At 63.1% G+C, this 14,789-nt stretch carries 10 protein-coding genes and 2 pseudogenes; 7 read left to right on the top strand and 5 right to left on the bottom strand.

The genetic code is table 11. From position 1 onward, the window contains the following. Positions 1–7 precede the first annotated feature (7 nt). Positions 8–235, top strand: a complete 228-nt coding sequence (locus GGR23_RS21780) for a hypothetical protein (RefSeq protein ID WP_183368440.1) — start codon at positions 8–10, stop codon at positions 233–235. A 72-nt stretch (positions 236–307) separates the two neighbouring features. Here GGR23_RS21780 and GGR23_RS21775 read toward each other — a convergent pair whose 3' ends face one another. Next, positions 308–808, bottom strand: coding sequence for a YciE/YciF ferroxidase family protein (locus tag GGR23_RS21775; RefSeq protein ID WP_183368439.1), 501 nt, complete (start codon positions 806–808; stop codon positions 308–310). Between the two features lie 393 nt (positions 809–1,201). Between GGR23_RS21775 and GGR23_RS23565 the strand changes: the two genes are divergently transcribed. The 3 genes and pseudogenes from GGR23_RS23565 to GGR23_RS21755 form a co-directional block, all read left to right on the top strand. After that, on the top strand, positions 1,202–2,749 hold the full coding sequence (locus GGR23_RS23565; RefSeq protein ID WP_183368438.1) for a histidine kinase dimerization/phosphoacceptor domain -containing protein: 1,548 nt from the start codon (positions 1,202–1,204) through the stop codon (positions 2,747–2,749). Positions 2,750–2,904: 155 nt separating this feature from the next. Continuing rightward, positions 2,905–4,623 (top strand): annotated as a pseudogene (locus GGR23_RS23325) (PAS domain-containing protein); the annotation flags it as partial. Positions 4,624–4,647: 24 nt separating this feature from the next. Further along, positions 4,648–6,690 (top strand): annotated as a pseudogene (locus GGR23_RS21755) (response regulator); the annotation flags it as partial. A 10-nt stretch (positions 6,691–6,700) separates the two neighbouring features. Here GGR23_RS21755 and GGR23_RS21750 read toward each other — a convergent pair. Together GGR23_RS21750 and treZ are read right to left on the bottom strand one after the other, a co-directional pair. Then, entirely contained in the window at positions 6,701–7,372 is a 672-nt protein-coding gene (locus GGR23_RS21750; protein WP_183368437.1) for a UdgX family uracil-DNA binding protein, read from the bottom strand. Between the two features lie 82 nt (positions 7,373–7,454). Then, positions 7,455–9,275, bottom strand: coding sequence for a malto-oligosyltrehalose trehalohydrolase (treZ, locus tag GGR23_RS21745; RefSeq protein WP_246366002.1), 1,821 nt, complete (start codon positions 9,273–9,275; stop codon positions 7,455–7,457). Positions 9,276–9,479: 204 nt separating this feature from the next. Between treZ and GGR23_RS21740 the strand changes: the two genes are divergently transcribed. Both GGR23_RS21740 and glgX read left to right on the top strand, forming a co-directional pair. Further along, positions 9,480–10,799 (top strand): sugar phosphate nucleotidyltransferase, encoded by a 1,320-nt coding sequence (locus GGR23_RS21740; protein WP_210297055.1) that lies wholly within the window; start codon positions 9,480–9,482, stop codon positions 10,797–10,799. Between the two features lie 11 nt (positions 10,800–10,810). Continuing rightward, complete coding sequence (gene glgX / locus GGR23_RS21735; protein ID WP_183368435.1) at positions 10,811–12,910, top strand: glycogen debranching protein GlgX; 2,100 nt, start codon at positions 10,811–10,813, stop codon at positions 12,908–12,910. 63 nt (positions 12,911–12,973) lie between these two features. On the opposite strand, the gene GGR23_RS21730 is transcribed toward glgX, so the two are convergent. Further along, positions 12,974–13,471, bottom strand: coding sequence for a DUF2934 domain-containing protein (locus GGR23_RS21730; protein ID WP_246365997.1), 498 nt, complete (start codon positions 13,469–13,471; stop codon positions 12,974–12,976). A 43-nt stretch (positions 13,472–13,514) separates the two neighbouring features. Further along, positions 13,515–14,330, bottom strand: coding sequence for an SDR family oxidoreductase (locus GGR23_RS21725; protein ID WP_183368434.1), 816 nt, complete (start codon positions 14,328–14,330; stop codon positions 13,515–13,517). A gap of 165 nt (positions 14,331–14,495) precedes the next feature. Between GGR23_RS21725 and GGR23_RS21720 the strand changes: the two genes are divergently transcribed. After that, positions 14,496–14,756 carry a hypothetical protein gene (locus tag GGR23_RS21720; RefSeq protein WP_183368433.1) on the top strand — a complete coding sequence of 87 codons (261 nt, stop codon included), beginning with the start codon at positions 14,496–14,498 and terminating at the stop codon, positions 14,754–14,756. The last annotated feature ends 33 nt before the right edge of the window (positions 14,757–14,789 follow it).

The following is a 14,789-nucleotide window of genomic DNA, read 5'->3' as shown; positions in this document are numbered from 1 at the left end:
GAAGAAGATGGCCCATACCGACAGCACCCGCCCCACACTGCAGCTGCATTTCGACTTCCTGAGCCGCAAGGCGCTGCTATCCGTCAACGGACGTGGCTATGTCCTGCCGGACCGCTATCCCAACAAGGAGACGGCGCAGGTGGCTGCGCAGAAATTCGCCTTCGAGAAGCTTGGCCTCGGTCAGGAAGCCTCCGCGGCTCCCAAGCCCAGCGATCTTGCGATCTGGCTGCATTGATCAAAGGCCATGCGAATAAAAGAAAAGGCCGGCGGATCGCTCCGCCGGCCTTTTGGTTGAACGGGCCTGAAATCAGGCTGCCTTGCGTTCGGCGGCCGCATTCAGCGCCGTTTCGGCAAGCGAGGTCAGCGAGCTGTCGGTCTTGGATTCTTCCTGAAGGGTCTGCTCGAGCAGCGTCACGGCTTCCTTGTGGCCGAGCTGCTTTGCCCAGGCGGCCAGCGTGCCGTAGCGGGTGATCTCGTAATGCTCGACAGCCTGAGCGGACGAAATCAGACCGGCATCGAGAGCGGGCGAACCCTTGAACTCTTCCATGATTTCCTCGCCCTCGGCGATGATACCCTGGATGGCTTCACAGGTCTTGCCCTGTGCGCGCTTGCCGATGATCTCGAAGACCTGCTGAAGGCGTTCGATCTGGCCCTGGGTTTCTTCCTTGTGCTGCTCGAAGGCCTGACGCAGCTTTTCGGACTGCGCGGCGCGCGCCATCTTCGGCAGAGCCTTCAGAATCTGGCGCTCGGCATAATAAATGTCTTTCAGCGTGTCGTAGAACAGGTCCTGCAGCATCTTCTGAGCCATAGGTGCGTACTCCTCTGATTGGAAATCATGTCCCCTGGCTGGAAGAACCGCCGAACGGCGCGAATGTTCCGGAAAAGTCGTCTTTGGTCGTGATTCGAAAGAATATTGCTCGTTCGGGTGCAGCGAAGCGCCAATTGTACAAATGAGTGGCGTTATTACTCTCATAAATCATCGGCCAATTATGAGATGCGATATCTGGCAATAGAATATTTTTTCAGCCTCCTAAAATATCTGGTGCCCATGAACATGGTTTTTGATACTAACTGAGTTAATTGAAAGCGAGAGGGCGATCCCGGACTTCGGCCGGGGAAACCCCAGGGCGAAAAGACCAAGGACTGCTTGGCGCATGGACCGGGACCGCTGATCGGCTGACGGAGAGGCGAGGGGGCTTTGGTGGACGACAAGGGCACTGTGTCGCTTCGCGACCGTGTGGGAATGCCCGCACTGGCGATTGGAATGGGGATTGCCTTTTTCCTGGCGATCCTGGGCCTTACCATGTTGATGGTCTGGCAGAACTACAGGGCAGCGATCAGCGCGGGTGAGGCCCGGGCGGTTTCCTCGGCGCATGTGGTGGCTGCCAACCTCGAATGGATGATAGAGGCGAGCGACCAAGCGCTTCGCCGCATCGACAGCGTCTTTTCCAACCAGCCGATCGTTTCTTCTTCGGGCGCCGCCGACGACATTGCGAGTGCGGTGAGCGGGCTGCCGGTGGGCTTCCAGTATGCGGTTTATGACGAAACCGGCATGCTCCGCCTGTCGAGCATCCCTCGCGCCCCGGTCATCAACATCGCAGACCGCAGCTATTTCCAGAAGGTTCAGACCACCGAACAGAGCGTCATCTCCCCGCAGCTCGTGGAACGGGTCAGCAAGGAGCAGGTCTTCATCATCGCTCGTCGCATCAAGCGGGATGGCGCGTTTCACGGCGCCGCAACGATTGCCATTCCAGTGCACAAGCTGGTCGAGTTCTGGAGCAGCATGGGGCTCGGGGAGTTCTCGTCCATCGGCGTCCTCGGGGATGACGGCTGGCTGGTTGCACGCTATCCGCCCGTGCCGAACAGCATCCAGCTGAAAACGCTTCCGCTCTTCGACGCGCCGCTCAAATGGCAGCCGAACGGGTTTTACCACAGCGAGATTTCGCCGGTGGACCACAAGGCGCGCATTGTCGGCTTCTGGCGCCTGAGCAAATGGCCGCTGATTGCGGTTGCCGGGATCGAACGCACCGAGACGCTCGATATCTTCTGGAAGACGCTCAGGCAGGAGATCGTTTTCGGCCTCCCGATGATCGCTCTCCTCTTGATCGAAGCGGTTTCCATCGCTGCGCTCCTGCGCGCATACGTCAGCCGGAACCGGGATCTGGAGAAGGCGCTGGAGCGAAACAACTTCCTGTTCCGGGAAATCCATCACCGGGTGAAGAACAATCTGCAGGCAGTGTCTGCCCTCGTTCGTCTGCAGCCTCTTCCCGATCAGGCGCGCAAGGAGATGGTGCACCGGATCTCGGCGATGATTGCGGTACACGAGCAGATTTACCAGTCGGATCAGTTCGATCGGCTGGAGGCCGCCCCTTACCTCACGAGAGTGGTGACGGAAATTGCCAAGGCCTACAATCGCGACGTCGACGTGCGGTTCGATCTGGAACCCATCCATGTGGATCGGGACCAGGCTCTGCCCATCGGGCTGATCGTCAACGAGGTGGTGTCGAATGCGTTCAAGTACGCTTTCACCGAAGGCCAGACCGGCATCCTCGACGTACGCCTTCGCCAGGAGAGCGGGCATGCCGTTCTCACCATCGTCGACGACGGGCCGGGCTTCGATCCCGAGGGAGCGGCGAAGGGCATGGGAAGCAAGCTGATCGCCGGTTTCGTAGCGCAGCTTGGAGGACGCTATTCCTTCGAGCGGGACGGGGGTACTGTATTCACCATGACCATCCCCGTGGTGGAGTGACTTTTTCTGGGCGGGCCGGAAACTTGCGGCCTGCGCTCACTTGCGGTGCGGGCGTTGTGCCCTATCTGCAAGCCGAACGTGTGGCGAACGGGAACTGGCAGGCCCGTTTCGTCAGGAATGGGGCCTCGCCTGTGCCCTGAGGGGAGCTTTTTTTGATGACGAGCAGCGTCGACGGACGTGCAGCAGCGGCCTTGGCGGGATTTCTTGCAGGCGATGGTGAAACGGCAAGATTGACCGCAGAGTTCGACTGGTCCGGCACGTCGGTCGGCCCCATCGAGAACTGGCCGCGACACATGCGCAGCACGGTCGGTCTCATGATGCGCTCGCCGGTCCCCATGGTCACCCTCTGGGGCGAGGATGGCGTCATGATCTACAATGACGGCTATGCCGCGATATGCGGCGGCCGTCATCCGGAGGTGCTCGGCGCGAAGGTTCGCGAGGCCTGGCCGGAAGTCGCCGACTTCAACGAGCACGTGATGAAGACCTGCCTCGCCGGCGGAACCCTTGCCTACCGCGATCAGGAAATGATCCTGTTCCGCAACAAGGGAATGCCCGAGCAGGTCTGGCTCGATCTCGACTATTCGCCCATTCCCGACGAGGATGGAAAGCCCGTGGGCGTCATCGCCATCGTGGTGGAGACCACACCCAAGGTGCGGGCGGAGCGGCTCTTGCGCGGGCAGAAGGACCGGCTGAGGCAGATGTTCGAGCAGGCGCCGGGCTTCGTCGCCACGCTTTTCGGGCCGGATCATGTTTTCGACATGGCCAACAATGCCTATCGCAGCCTCATCGACAACCGTGATGTCATCGGCAAGCCGCTGCGCGAAGCGCTGCCGGAGGTGGTGGATCAGGGCTTCATAGAACTCCTCGACCGCGTGCGCACCTCGCGCCAGCCCTATCTCGGCCGCGGTGTCCGGGTGCTTCTCAATCGGCGCGATGGTGGCCCGCCGGACGAACGCTTCCTCGATTTCATCTACCAGCCGGTCGTGGACGATGACGGCGTTACCAGCGGCATCTTTGTACAGGGGCATGACGTCACCGAACAGCGGCTGGCCGAAGAGGCCCTGCGCGACAGCGAAACGCGCTTCCGTCTGGTGGCGCAGGATGCGCCTGTCATGCTCTGGATGACGGACCCGGCGGGACGCCCGACATTCCTGAATGCCGCGATCCGGAAGTTCTGGGGCCTTGGTCCGGACGATCCGCCGGACTTCGACTGGGAATCGCACATGCATCCGGATGATCTCGCCCGTGTACGCGCGCGGGTGCGGGAGGTGCCCGATCTCGAGCCGACGCTCTCCGAATGGCGGATCAGGGACAGCCAGGGCCGATACAGGATCCTGCAGTCGCGCGCGCAGCCGCGCTATGACAGCAACGGCGAGTTCCTCGGGCTCATCGGGGTGAATGTGGATGTGACCGAGGTGCGCGCGCAGGAAATCCGCCGCGCGGCCCTGATCGAGCTGACGGATCGCTTCCGCCTTCTTGAAGACCCGGCCGAAATCGCCTTTGCGGCGGCGGAGATGCTGGCGCGCGTGATGAATGTCAGCCGTGCCGGCTATGGCACCATCGACTCCGAGAAGGAGACGATCACCATCGACAAGGACTGGAATGCACCTGGCATCAAGAGCCTCGCAGGCACCCTCCAGTTCCGGGATTACGGCAGCTACATCGAGGATTTGAAACGGGGCGAGACCGTCTATGTCGGCGATGCCTATCTGGATCCCCGGACCGCCGCCAATGCCGACGCGCTGAAGGCGATCAGTGCGCAGTCCTTCGTCAACATGCCAGTCACGGAACGGGAGGGCCTGGTCGCGCTTCTCTACCTCAATCACGAGGATGCCAGGGCCTGGACCGCCGACGAGATCGATTTCATCCGGGACGTGGCGGAGCGTACCCGCGCGGCGTCGGAACGGCGCCGTGCGGAACAGGAGCTGAAGCAGTTTGCCCAGTCGCTCGAGCAGCAGGTGGTGGAGCGCACCGCAGAGCTGGACCGCGTCTGGCGCAACTCGCGCGACCTGCTGGTCGTCCTCAACGAGGACGGGCTTATCCGTTCGGTCAATCCGGCCTGGACGGCAGCCCTGGGCTACAGCCCCCGCGAAGTGCTCGGCGAGAGCTTCCGCAGCTTCCTTTCCGAGCCGGAGGAGAGTGCGGTCCAGTTTTCGCTGAACGACGAGGGGCTGAAACCCTATTTCATCGATCAGGTGATCCGCTTCCGTCACAAGGATGGCTCGGTGCGCGCCATCGATTGGCGCATCACCATGGAGGGCCATCTGCTCTTTGCCTATGGCCGCGACGTGACGGCGGAGCACGAACAGGCGGCGGCGCTGGAGCAGGCCGAGCAGCAATTGCGCCAGGCGCAGAAGATGGAGGCCATCGGCCAGCTGACCGGGGGTATCGCCCACGACTTCAACAACCTTCTCCAGGTCATCTCCGGAAGCCTGCAATTGCTCACGCGCGAAGTCGCCGGCAACGCTCGGGCCAGTCAGCACATCGAAAGAGCGCTTGCCGGCGTCGGGCGCGGCTCCAAGCTGGCGACGCAGCTTCTGGCCTTCGGTCGGAGGCAGGCACTCGAGCCGAAGGTCATCAATGTCGGCCGCTTCATCGACAGCATCGAGGAGCTGCTCCATCGCACCATCGGCGAGGCGATCGAAATCCGCACCATTCGGGCGGCCGATCTTTGGAACACGCTGGTGGACCCGTCCCAGATCGAGAACGCCATCCTCAACCTGGCCATCAATGCCCGCGACGCGATGAATGGCGTGGGCAAGCTCACCAGCGAAATCGCCAATTCCATCATCGATGCGAGCCATGTTTCCCGCGATCCCGATCTGGCGCCGGGCCAGTATGTGGTGATCGCGGTCACGGATACCGGTTCGGGCATGCCCCCTGAAATCATGGCCCGCGCCTTCGAACCGTTCTTCTCCACCAAACCCGTAGGGAAGGGGAGCGGTCTCGGGCTTTCCATGGTTTACGGCTTCGTGAAGCAGTCCGGCGGGCACGTGAAGATCTACAGCGAGCTCGGCGAGGGAACGACGGTACGCATCTATCTGCCACGATCGAGCGCACCGGAAGAGCGCCTCGCAGAGCAGGACATGGGTCCCATTTCGGGCGGCAACGAAACCATTCTCGTTGCCGAGGACGATGACGAGGTCCGGGCGACCGTGGTCGCGATGCTCGGCGAACTCGGCTATACGGTCCTGAAGGCCCGTGACGCCGAAAGCGCCTGGACCGTGATCGAAAGCGGCATTCCGATCGATCTTCTGTTCACGGATGTGGTGATGCCGGGGTCGCTGCGCAGTGCGGATTTGGCCCGCATGGCCAAGGAGCGGCTGCCAAACCTCGCGGTCCTGTTCACCTCCGGTTATACGGAAAACTCAATCGTGCATGACGGGCGTCTCGATGCGGGCGTCGAGCTCCTGTCCAAGCCCTACAGCCGCGAGGCGCTGGCACGGCGCATACGCCAGGTTCTGGCCACACGCCGGCAGGAGCCGATCGCGTAGGTGATCGAGGAGCAGGCCCGGCAGACGGACAGTGCCGTCAACGTCCCGGTACACGTACCGGTCCAGGTGTCGCCCCCCTCGCATGCCTTCACGGAGAAAAAGCGGGTTCTGGTCGTGGAAGACGACTTCCTGATCCGCCTGAACACGATGGACATGCTGGAAGAACTGGGGCACGACATTGCCGAGGCGGCTTCCGCGGAGGAGGCGCTTGCGCTTCTCGAGACGCAGACCTTCGATGTTCTTCTGACAGACATGGGGCTGCCGCGGATGTCGGGAACGGAGCTTGCCTGCACCGTCCGCGAGCGCTTGCCGGATCTCGGCCTGATCTTTGCCACCGGCCATCACGACCTCCCGGACGTGCCGGGACGGCTCAGGCCGGTGCTTCTGCAGAAACCCTTCGACATGAACGACATAAGGCGCGCGATCGAGCAGGCGCTCGGCCGCTGAGCCCTCCGGTTCAGGAGCCGGTTCCCTCGAGAACCGGTCCTGCCGGGAAGAAGGGAAGGGCCTTGCGCAGGTCGTCGACGAACCGTGCCTGTTCCCGTGCCGCTTCTTCCGGATCCGGCAGGCGCAGCAGGAACGAGGGGTGGACCGTGACGAGCACCGGAAAGCCCAGCGGGGTCGCGAACAGCTTGCCCCGGTCCCGCGTTACCCGGACGTTGCGGCCCAGCAGGGAGGCGAGAGCGGTGGCTCCCATGGCGACCACGAGGCGTGGCTTCACGATCCGGATCTCCGCCGCCAGCCAGTAGGCGCAGCGCTGGATTTCGCCGGAATTGGGCTTGGCATGGAGCCGCCGCTTGCCGCGTTCCTCGAACTTGAAGTGCTTGACCGCATTGGTGAGATAGCACTGCGAACGGTCGATGCCGGCTTCGGCAAGGCAGATGTCCAGCTTGTGCCCCGCCGGCCCGACGAAGGGCCGTCCTGCAAGATCTTCCTTGTCGCCGGGCTGTTCGCCGACCAGGATGACGGAGGCATTCGGGGATCCCTCTCCGAAGACGACCTGCGTGGCATTGCGATAGAGGTCGCAGCGCTCGCAGGCCGTGGCAAGCTGATGGACGCTTTCCAGCGTTTCGCCATCGGCCTGCGGACCTGCCAGAGCGGGGCCGCGATGAAAAATACTCGAGGACATGTGGATCCTCCTTCCGTTTCACTGCTTGTGTCCGTGGCCTGGCCTGAAAAAAACCGGTGCCGCCGCCGCACCGGTTCCTGCTTCAGGGGGCGCCATCCAGGCGGTTGAGTCCGACAACGATGCCGGGGCCCGGAAGATCATCCAGTCGTGCGCCGTGTTCTGCTCCGGCGACGGTCTGTGCGTAGAGAACCGTGCCGAGGATGCCGGGCAACCGCGCAGGCTGGTCCGTCAGGTTCACCCTCAGCGAAAGCGTCCCGTCCGGGAATGCCCAGTCGATGGCGAGCAACCCGTCCGGCGCGGGCAGGATCGTGCCGGGGACGGTCGGCCCGCGGCGCATCAGGGGCGCGATGTGCTCGCGCCGGATGTCCGTCAGCGCCTTCAGCCGCAGCCGCGCCTTGTGACCCTCCTCGCTGTCCGCCTTGCTCCATTCGATCTTCGATGCGTGGAACGTCACCGGATCCATCGGGTCCGGCAGGTCGGCCAGCGTCTTGCCCTCCGGCATGCCGCCGAAATTCTCCGCCTCCCCGAGGCGACCGTCCCGCATGGCCTGTCCCAGCTCGCCCTCGAAATCCGCAAAGAAGCAGAAGGGGCTGTCGTCATTGAAATCCTCGCCCTGGAAGAGCATCGGCGTATGCGGGATCAGCATCATCATCGCCGTCAGGACTTCCATCATGTCGGCAGAAATCAGCGTGTTTAGGCGGTTGCCGAAGGCACGATTGCCAATCTGGTCGTGGTTCTGGATGTAGTTCACGTAGACATTCGGCGGCACGGGCCAATCCGCATGCGCGGGATCGTCGGGGAAGAGAAAACCCTCGGCCGCAGAGGTGCGCAGGTTGTCCCAGAGACTGTCTTCGAACCGCTTGTAATGGCCCTTGGACTCTCCGGTTACCAGCACGTGCAGGCAGTGATGCAGGCTGTCGCTCCAGGTTCCCGTGAAGACGACGGGCTGATTGTGTTCGTCGCGCCGCAGGAGCGACCGGCGCCCCCGCTGGTCTTCCGCAATGAGGTGCAGATGGCGGTCGGCGAAGCGCGTGCGGAGGCTTCGCGTCAGTTCCTCGAGAAAGTGCTCCTCGGACTCCTCGTCCCGGATCTGCTCCGTGGCATCGAAGCGAAGGCCGTCTATGCGGTAATCGCCGATCCACATCATGGCATTGTCGGCGAAGTATTTCCGCACCGCAGGGTTGCTGAAATCTATTGATGCGCCCCACGGCGTGGGATCGTCCTGCCTGAAGAAGGGGCTTGCATAGGCGCCGAGATAGTTTCCCTCCGGGCCGAAGTGATTGTAGACCACGTCGAGGAAGACCATCAGTCCGAGACCGTGGGCCGCGTCCACCAGCGCCTTGAAATCATCGGGCGTACCATAGGCGGAATGCGGTGCATAATGCAGGACGCCGTCATAGCCCCATCCCCGCTCGCCGCGGAATTGGGCGACGGGCATGATCTCGATGGCGGTAATGCCTACGTCCCGCAACTGCGGCAGCTTTTCGATCGCCGCCCGAAACGTGCCTTCCGGCGTGAATGTCCCCACATGCATCTCGAGAATGACGGTTTCTTCCCAGGGAAGTCCGCGAAAGTCGTTGTTTTTCCATTCGTAACTGTCGTGATCGATCAGCAGCGAGGGGCCATGCACATCGCCCGCCTGTGCCCGCGAGGCCGGATCGGGAACCGTCCGCCCGTCCGGCAGGCGAAAGCTGTAGCTGTCACCGGGCTTCAGGCCGGAAATGGCGACGTGAGGCCAGCCGTCTTCCTGCCGGGTCATGGGCAGGTCGGCAAACCCGGTGACGACCTTCATGGACGGAGCGTCCGGCGCCCAGATCCGGAAATCCACCATGCCGTCGGGAAGCCATTGCGGGCCCCAGCTCTCCAGTCCCGTTCCACCCATCGCATCAAGTCTCTGTTCCATGTCCAGCGTCAGTTCCTCTGCTTCATCGGGCAAGGAACAGGACAGGCGCATCAAAGGTTCCGGCTTTACCTCAATTTCACTGCATCTGCTGATTGCACCAAGCCTCTGTATTCGGGGAACCTTTCCCCTGCGGGGCGCGTTTCCCCCGCACACATCCCCCCGGCTATGCCGGACACCCTCTTCTAGACATGGACAGACGAACATATGACCTCGAAGCCAGCAATGCTGACCGACACATGCCTTGCCTTCATTCTCGCGGGTGGACGCGGCAGCCGGCTCCATGAGCTGACGGACCGGGACTGCAAACCGGCCATCCCGTTTGCCGGCTCCTCCCGGATTGTCGATTTCGTGCTTGCGAACACGCTGAATTCCGGCATTCGCCGTGCCTATGTCGCCACCCAGTACCAGCCGAAGCGGCTGGTCAACCACATCCGGAACCGGTGGGAACCGCGCTTCGCCATGGACGAAGGCTCGGTGGTCTGCCTTGGCAGCGGGACGGAGATCGAGGCCGAGGGCTATCGCGGCACGGCCGATGCGGTCTATCGCAACATCGCCCGGATCGATCAGCTGCGGCCCCGGCACGTGCTGGTTCTCGCCGCCGACCACGTCTACCAGATGGATTACGGCCCGATGATCGAGCAGCACGTGGCGACGGGTGCCGATATCACGATTGCCGCGGACATCGTTTCCAGGCGGGAAGCCAGGGGCTTCGGCGTCATCGTGGCGAACGAGAAGGGGGTCATCACCGGCTTTCAGGAGAAGCCCGCGCATCCCGCGACGCTGCCCGAAGACCAGGAACGTTCGCTGGCCAGCATGGGCATCTATGTCTTCGACTGGCCGCGCCTTCGCCGGCTGCTGATCGCCGATGCCAACAATCCGGGCTCCTCCCACGATTTCGGCAAGGACATCCTGCCGCTCGTCGCGGAGCGCGGCCATGCCTATGTCCACCGCCTTTCCGCCCCGCGGAAAGGGGCAAAGGCCTACTGGCGCGATGTCGGAACCATCGATGCCCTGCACGCGGCGCACATGGATCTGATCCATGGCGAAGCGGGGCTCGACCTCGAACACTGGCCTCTGCATGCCGGCTGGATCGGCAGCCGCGGAGAGGTTGCCGGGTCGCAGTTCCCCTCGCTCATCTATCCCGGTTCCGAGGCCATCGGCGCCCATCTGGAGGCCTGCGCGCTGGCACCGCTCGTCAACATCGGCACGGGGGCCCGGCTCGAACGGGCGGTCCTGATGAACGGCGCGACGATCGGAAGCGACGTGCGCCTCCGCGATGCGGTCGTTGCCCCCGGAACACGCATCGACGGGCCGCTCATGGCCGGTTTCGATCCGGAAGAGGACGAAACCTGGTTCCGGCGCAGCTCCGGCGGCATCCTGCTCATCGACCAGCCCATGGTCGACCGCTGGCACCGGGAAGCGCGGCGCGTGCGCCGTGGCTGGGTCCCGGCCAGCGCCCGCCCCGCCACACCGGCGGCGCACCCGCGCAGCCATGAACTACTCACCGTCACCAAACCCCAATGAGCAGCACAAACATGAGTTATGCATTTTCTGAACTGGAGTTCATGAAGCCGGAGCTCGGCGCCGAATACACCGGAGAGGGAACGCATTTCGCTGTCTTTTCGGCTCATGCCGAGAAGGTGGAGCTCTGTCTCTTTTCCGAAGACGGGAAGAAGGAGATCGCCCGGCTTCCCTTGCCGAAGCGCGAAGGAGATATCTGGTCGGGTTACATCGCGGGTATCGGCCCGGGCACGGTCTATGGCTACCGGGCCTATGGTCCCTATGCGCCGGAGGAAGGGCACCGGTTCAATCCGAACAAGCTCCTCCTGGATCCCTATGCCAAGCAGGTCGCGGGCGAGATCGTCTGGGACGACGCGCTCTACGGCTACACGATCGGCGCACCCGAGGAGGATCTGAGCTTCGACGAGCGCGACAGCGCGCCCTTCATGGTGAAGGGCATCGTTCAGGATCCGGCCTTCGACTGGGATGGCGACGAGGCGATCAGGCGCCCCTGGACCGATACGATCATCTACGAAACCCATGTCCGCGGGATGACGATGCTTCATCCTGACGTGCCGGACGAACTCAGGGGCACCTTCCTGGGCATGGCGAGCGATCCCATCGTGGATCACCTCGTGAAGCTCGGGATTTCGGCGGTCGAGCTTCTGCCCATCCAGTTCTTCCTCGACGACCGGTATCTGGTGGAGAAGAACCTGCGCAATTACTGGGGTTACCAGACGCTCGGCTTCTTTGCGCCGCAGCCCCGCTTCCTTTCCGGCAACCGGATCAAGGAATTCAAGACCATGGTGAAGCGCTTCCATGCCGCCGGCATCGAGGTGATCATGGATGTCGTCTACAATCACACGGCGGAGGGGAACCAGCGCGGTCCGACCCTGTCTTTCAGGGGGCTGGACAACCGCAGCTACTACCGTCTCTCGGACGAGGACCCCCGCCATACCTACGACACGACCGGGACGGGCAATTCGCTCAACACGGCCCATCCCATGGTCATGCGCATGGTGCTCGACAGCCTGCGCTACTGGGTGAATGCCATGCATGTCGACGGCTTCCGCTTCGATCTGGCCAGCACGCTGGGCCGGGAGCAGGACGGCTTCGAGCGGGAAGGACGCTTTCTCGACGCCATCCGGCAGGATCCGATCCTTGCAGGCGTCAAGCTGATTGCGGAGCCCTGGGATGTGGGCCATGGCGGCTATCAGGTGGGCGGCTTCCCCTATCCCTTCCGCGAGTGGAACGACAAGTACCGCGACGATATCCGCCGGTTCTGGCGCAAGGACCCCGGCATGCTCAGCGATGTGTCGGAGCGGCTCGTGGGCTCGCCCGTCCAGTTCAATCATTCGGACCGCAACGCCACCACATCGGTGAACCTCCTCAGCGCCCATGACGGCTTTACGCTCATGGACACGGTAAGCTTCAACGACAAGCATAACGAGGCGAATGGCGAGGAGAACCATGACGGTCACTCCAACAACTGTTCGGACAACATGGGCTTCGAGGGCCGGACCGATGACGAGGGCATAAAGGCTGCCCGCGCCCGGCGGCGGCGCGCGATGATCCTCACGCTGCTGTCCAGCCAGGGCGTTCCGATGATCCTCGGGGGGGACGAACTGGGGAACAGCCAGGACGGCAACAACAACGCCTACTGCCAGGACAACGAGATCGGCTGGACCGACTGGAGCGGCATCGACGACCCGTTCCTGAACTTCTGCCGGGAAGCCGTTGCCTTCCGGAAGGCACATCCATGCCTGCGCCAGGACCCCTTCCTCATCGGCGAACCGGACGAGGAGGGCCATTTCGAGCTGGCCTGGTTTGCACCGAACGGCAAGCGCATGCAGGACGAAAACTGGAACGATCCGGAATTGCGGGTCCTCGGTGTCTTCGTCTGCCGGCGCCGGGTGATCGGTGACCAGGAGCCCGGAGATTGCCTGCTGGTGGTTCTGAATGCCGGTGCGGATTGCACCTTCACGCTGCCTTCCATCAATGGCACCAAGACATGGGACCGGGTCGCCGATACGGGTGCGGAAGACGCGTTTGCCCGCCATCCCGCCGAGCCGAAGGCCATGGTCTACGAGGCCAGCGTTGCGATCTTCGCGCCCCGGGATTGCGGCTTAGGGTAGAAATCTTTCCAGAAAAAAGGCCGGTTCTGGCGAACCGGCCTTCTTGCATCACGGCAGGCGGCATCAGAGCGCCTGGTAATCCTTTTCCTCGTAGACGGAATTGCGCGAGGAGCGGCGCTTCGATTTCGTCTCCTGCGACTTTCCGAGGATGACGGTGTCGCTCTTGCTCTGCTTCTTCGCGGAAGGCGCACGTCCCAGGCGGGGTGCCGGATCTTCCTGCGTGTCGGCCTGAAGATATTCGGGAGGCATGCCCTCGTCGCGCTGCCCGTCCTGGACGTGGCCCGGCAGGGCGTTGCGCTGCAGCTCTTCCCATTCGCTGTTGGCCTGCTGCCAATGTTCCTCGTGCTGGCCGTGCTGTCGGCCATTCTGCTCCCAAAGGGCATAAGCCCGGTTGCTGATCCATTCGTCTCGCGAATTGCTCATCAGAATCATCCCTTCTCGGACCCGTTTCGGCCGCTTTTCCATGAAGTTTGCGGGCTGTCCCGGTTCGCGCCAGAAAATGGGGGCGCACCACCCCGGGTGGTGATACATGAACGCAATATGAACGGGCAGCAGGGCCATTTTGTTCCCTCCCGTTTCCAGCTTCCGGATTGTCGGTTGCGCTTCAGCGCAAGAGGCTCTGGCCCCCGTCGACGAAGATGATGCTTCCCGTTACGTGACGTGCCTCGTCGCCCGCAAGAACGGCAATCATGTCCGCGACGTCCTGCGGACGGCCCTTGGCGCCGGCAGTGATGGGAATATCGCCTTCCGGCCATTCCACGGGGATCTCGGTTTCCTCGCGATCGCGGATTTCCGTGCTGTCCTCGATGTCGGTCGCGATCGCGCCGGGGCAGAAGGCATTGACGCGGATCTGATGCTTGCCCAGCTCGAGCGCCAGCTGCTTGGTCATGGCCACCTGTGCCGCCTTGGTCGCCGCATAGGCGGTGGCCCCGGGTGTCGTGAACGTGCGCACGCCATTGATGGAGGAAACGATGGCGATGGAGCCGCCGCCGCCGCGCTTCAGATGGGGCACGGTGTGATGCAGGGTGAGGTAGGTTCCGCGCAGGTTGACCGCGATGGTGCGGTCGAATTCTTCCGGCGCCAGATCGTCGATGGGTGCCCAGACGCCGTTGATCCCCGCATTCGCCACCACGATGTCGATCTTGCCGCTCTCGTGAAGCAGCCAGCGTGCCGCATCCGCCATGGCACCGCTTTCCGTGACATCCGCGACCAGCGCGACGGCCTTGCCGCCCCTCTCGCTGATTTCCCTGCAGGCGTCCATCACCTCGTCTTCCGTATGAGAGAGGACGCCGACCGTCGCCCCGCGCGCGGCCAGCGCAAGCGCAGTGGCGCGGCCGATTCCGGAACCGGCGCCCGTGACGAGCGCAACCTTTCCCTGAAGCGGGTGAGAAGACTTCGGATCGTTCTTTCTGGGGGGCATGCGGTTGGCCTCGCGCGTGGAATGGTCGCTACCACCAACTCCTTGCGGGCCCTCGCGGTTCCCTGCGGGTGTCCGCCTGCCGTTGCGTCTGCGAATTAACCGTCCTTCACCCGGAACGGGAGCGGGGCGTGCAGCGTTATCCATCTGCTAAAAAAGGAGGGTTCCATGGTACTGATATTGCCCGAAGCCCAGCCGGAGGCCTATTGCCCCGACGGGGCGACGGCTTCGGGGTTGCTCGCCTCCATCCGGACGGCTTTGGCCGCGGAGTGCGAGGAGGATGTGTCCCGCGTATCGATCCGCATACTCGGGTCCTACGTGATCATCGAGGGGCTTGTCCCCGACGACGATTCCGTCACGCGGATCCGCACCATAGCCGAGGACATCGCCGGTGCAGGCTATGTCCGGCTGAGGCTCTTCCGCCAGTAGGGGAAGGCCTTCACGCCAGGGAGATAGTCCGGT

Source organism: Gellertiella hungarica, assembly GCF_014197145.1.
Classification (GTDB): Bacteria; Pseudomonadota; Alphaproteobacteria; order Rhizobiales; family Rhizobiaceae; genus Gellertiella; species Gellertiella hungarica.
This window is presented reverse-complemented; position numbering and strand designations above follow the sequence as displayed.

Coding starts and splice junctions, on each gene's coding strand:
- GGR23_RS21780 (WP_183368440.1), top strand. CDS start 8: ATGGCCCATACCGACAGCACCCGCCCCACACTGCAGCTGCATTTCGAC.
- GGR23_RS21775 (WP_183368439.1), bottom strand. CDS start 808: ATGGCTCAGAAGATGCTGCAGGACCTGTTCTACGACACGCTGAAAGAC.
- GGR23_RS21750 (WP_183368437.1), bottom strand. CDS start 7,372: ATGTCCTCGAGTATTTTTCATCGCGGCCCCGCTCTGGCAGGTCCGCAG.
- treZ (WP_246366002.1), bottom strand. CDS start 9,275: ATGGAACAGAGACTTGATGCGATGGGTGGAACGGGACTGGAGAGCTGG.
- GGR23_RS21740 (WP_210297055.1), top strand. CDS start 9,480: ATGACCTCGAAGCCAGCAATGCTGACCGACACATGCCTTGCCTTCATT.
- glgX (WP_183368435.1), top strand. CDS start 10,811: ATGAGTTATGCATTTTCTGAACTGGAGTTCATGAAGCCGGAGCTCGGC.
- GGR23_RS21730 (WP_246365997.1), bottom strand. CDS start 13,471: ATGGCCCTGCTGCCCGTTCATATTGCGTTCATGTATCACCACCCGGGG.
- GGR23_RS21725 (WP_183368434.1), bottom strand. CDS start 14,330: ATGCCCCCCAGAAAGAACGATCCGAAGTCTTCTCACCCGCTTCAGGGA.
- GGR23_RS21720 (WP_183368433.1), top strand. CDS start 14,496: ATGGTACTGATATTGCCCGAAGCCCAGCCGGAGGCCTATTGCCCCGAC.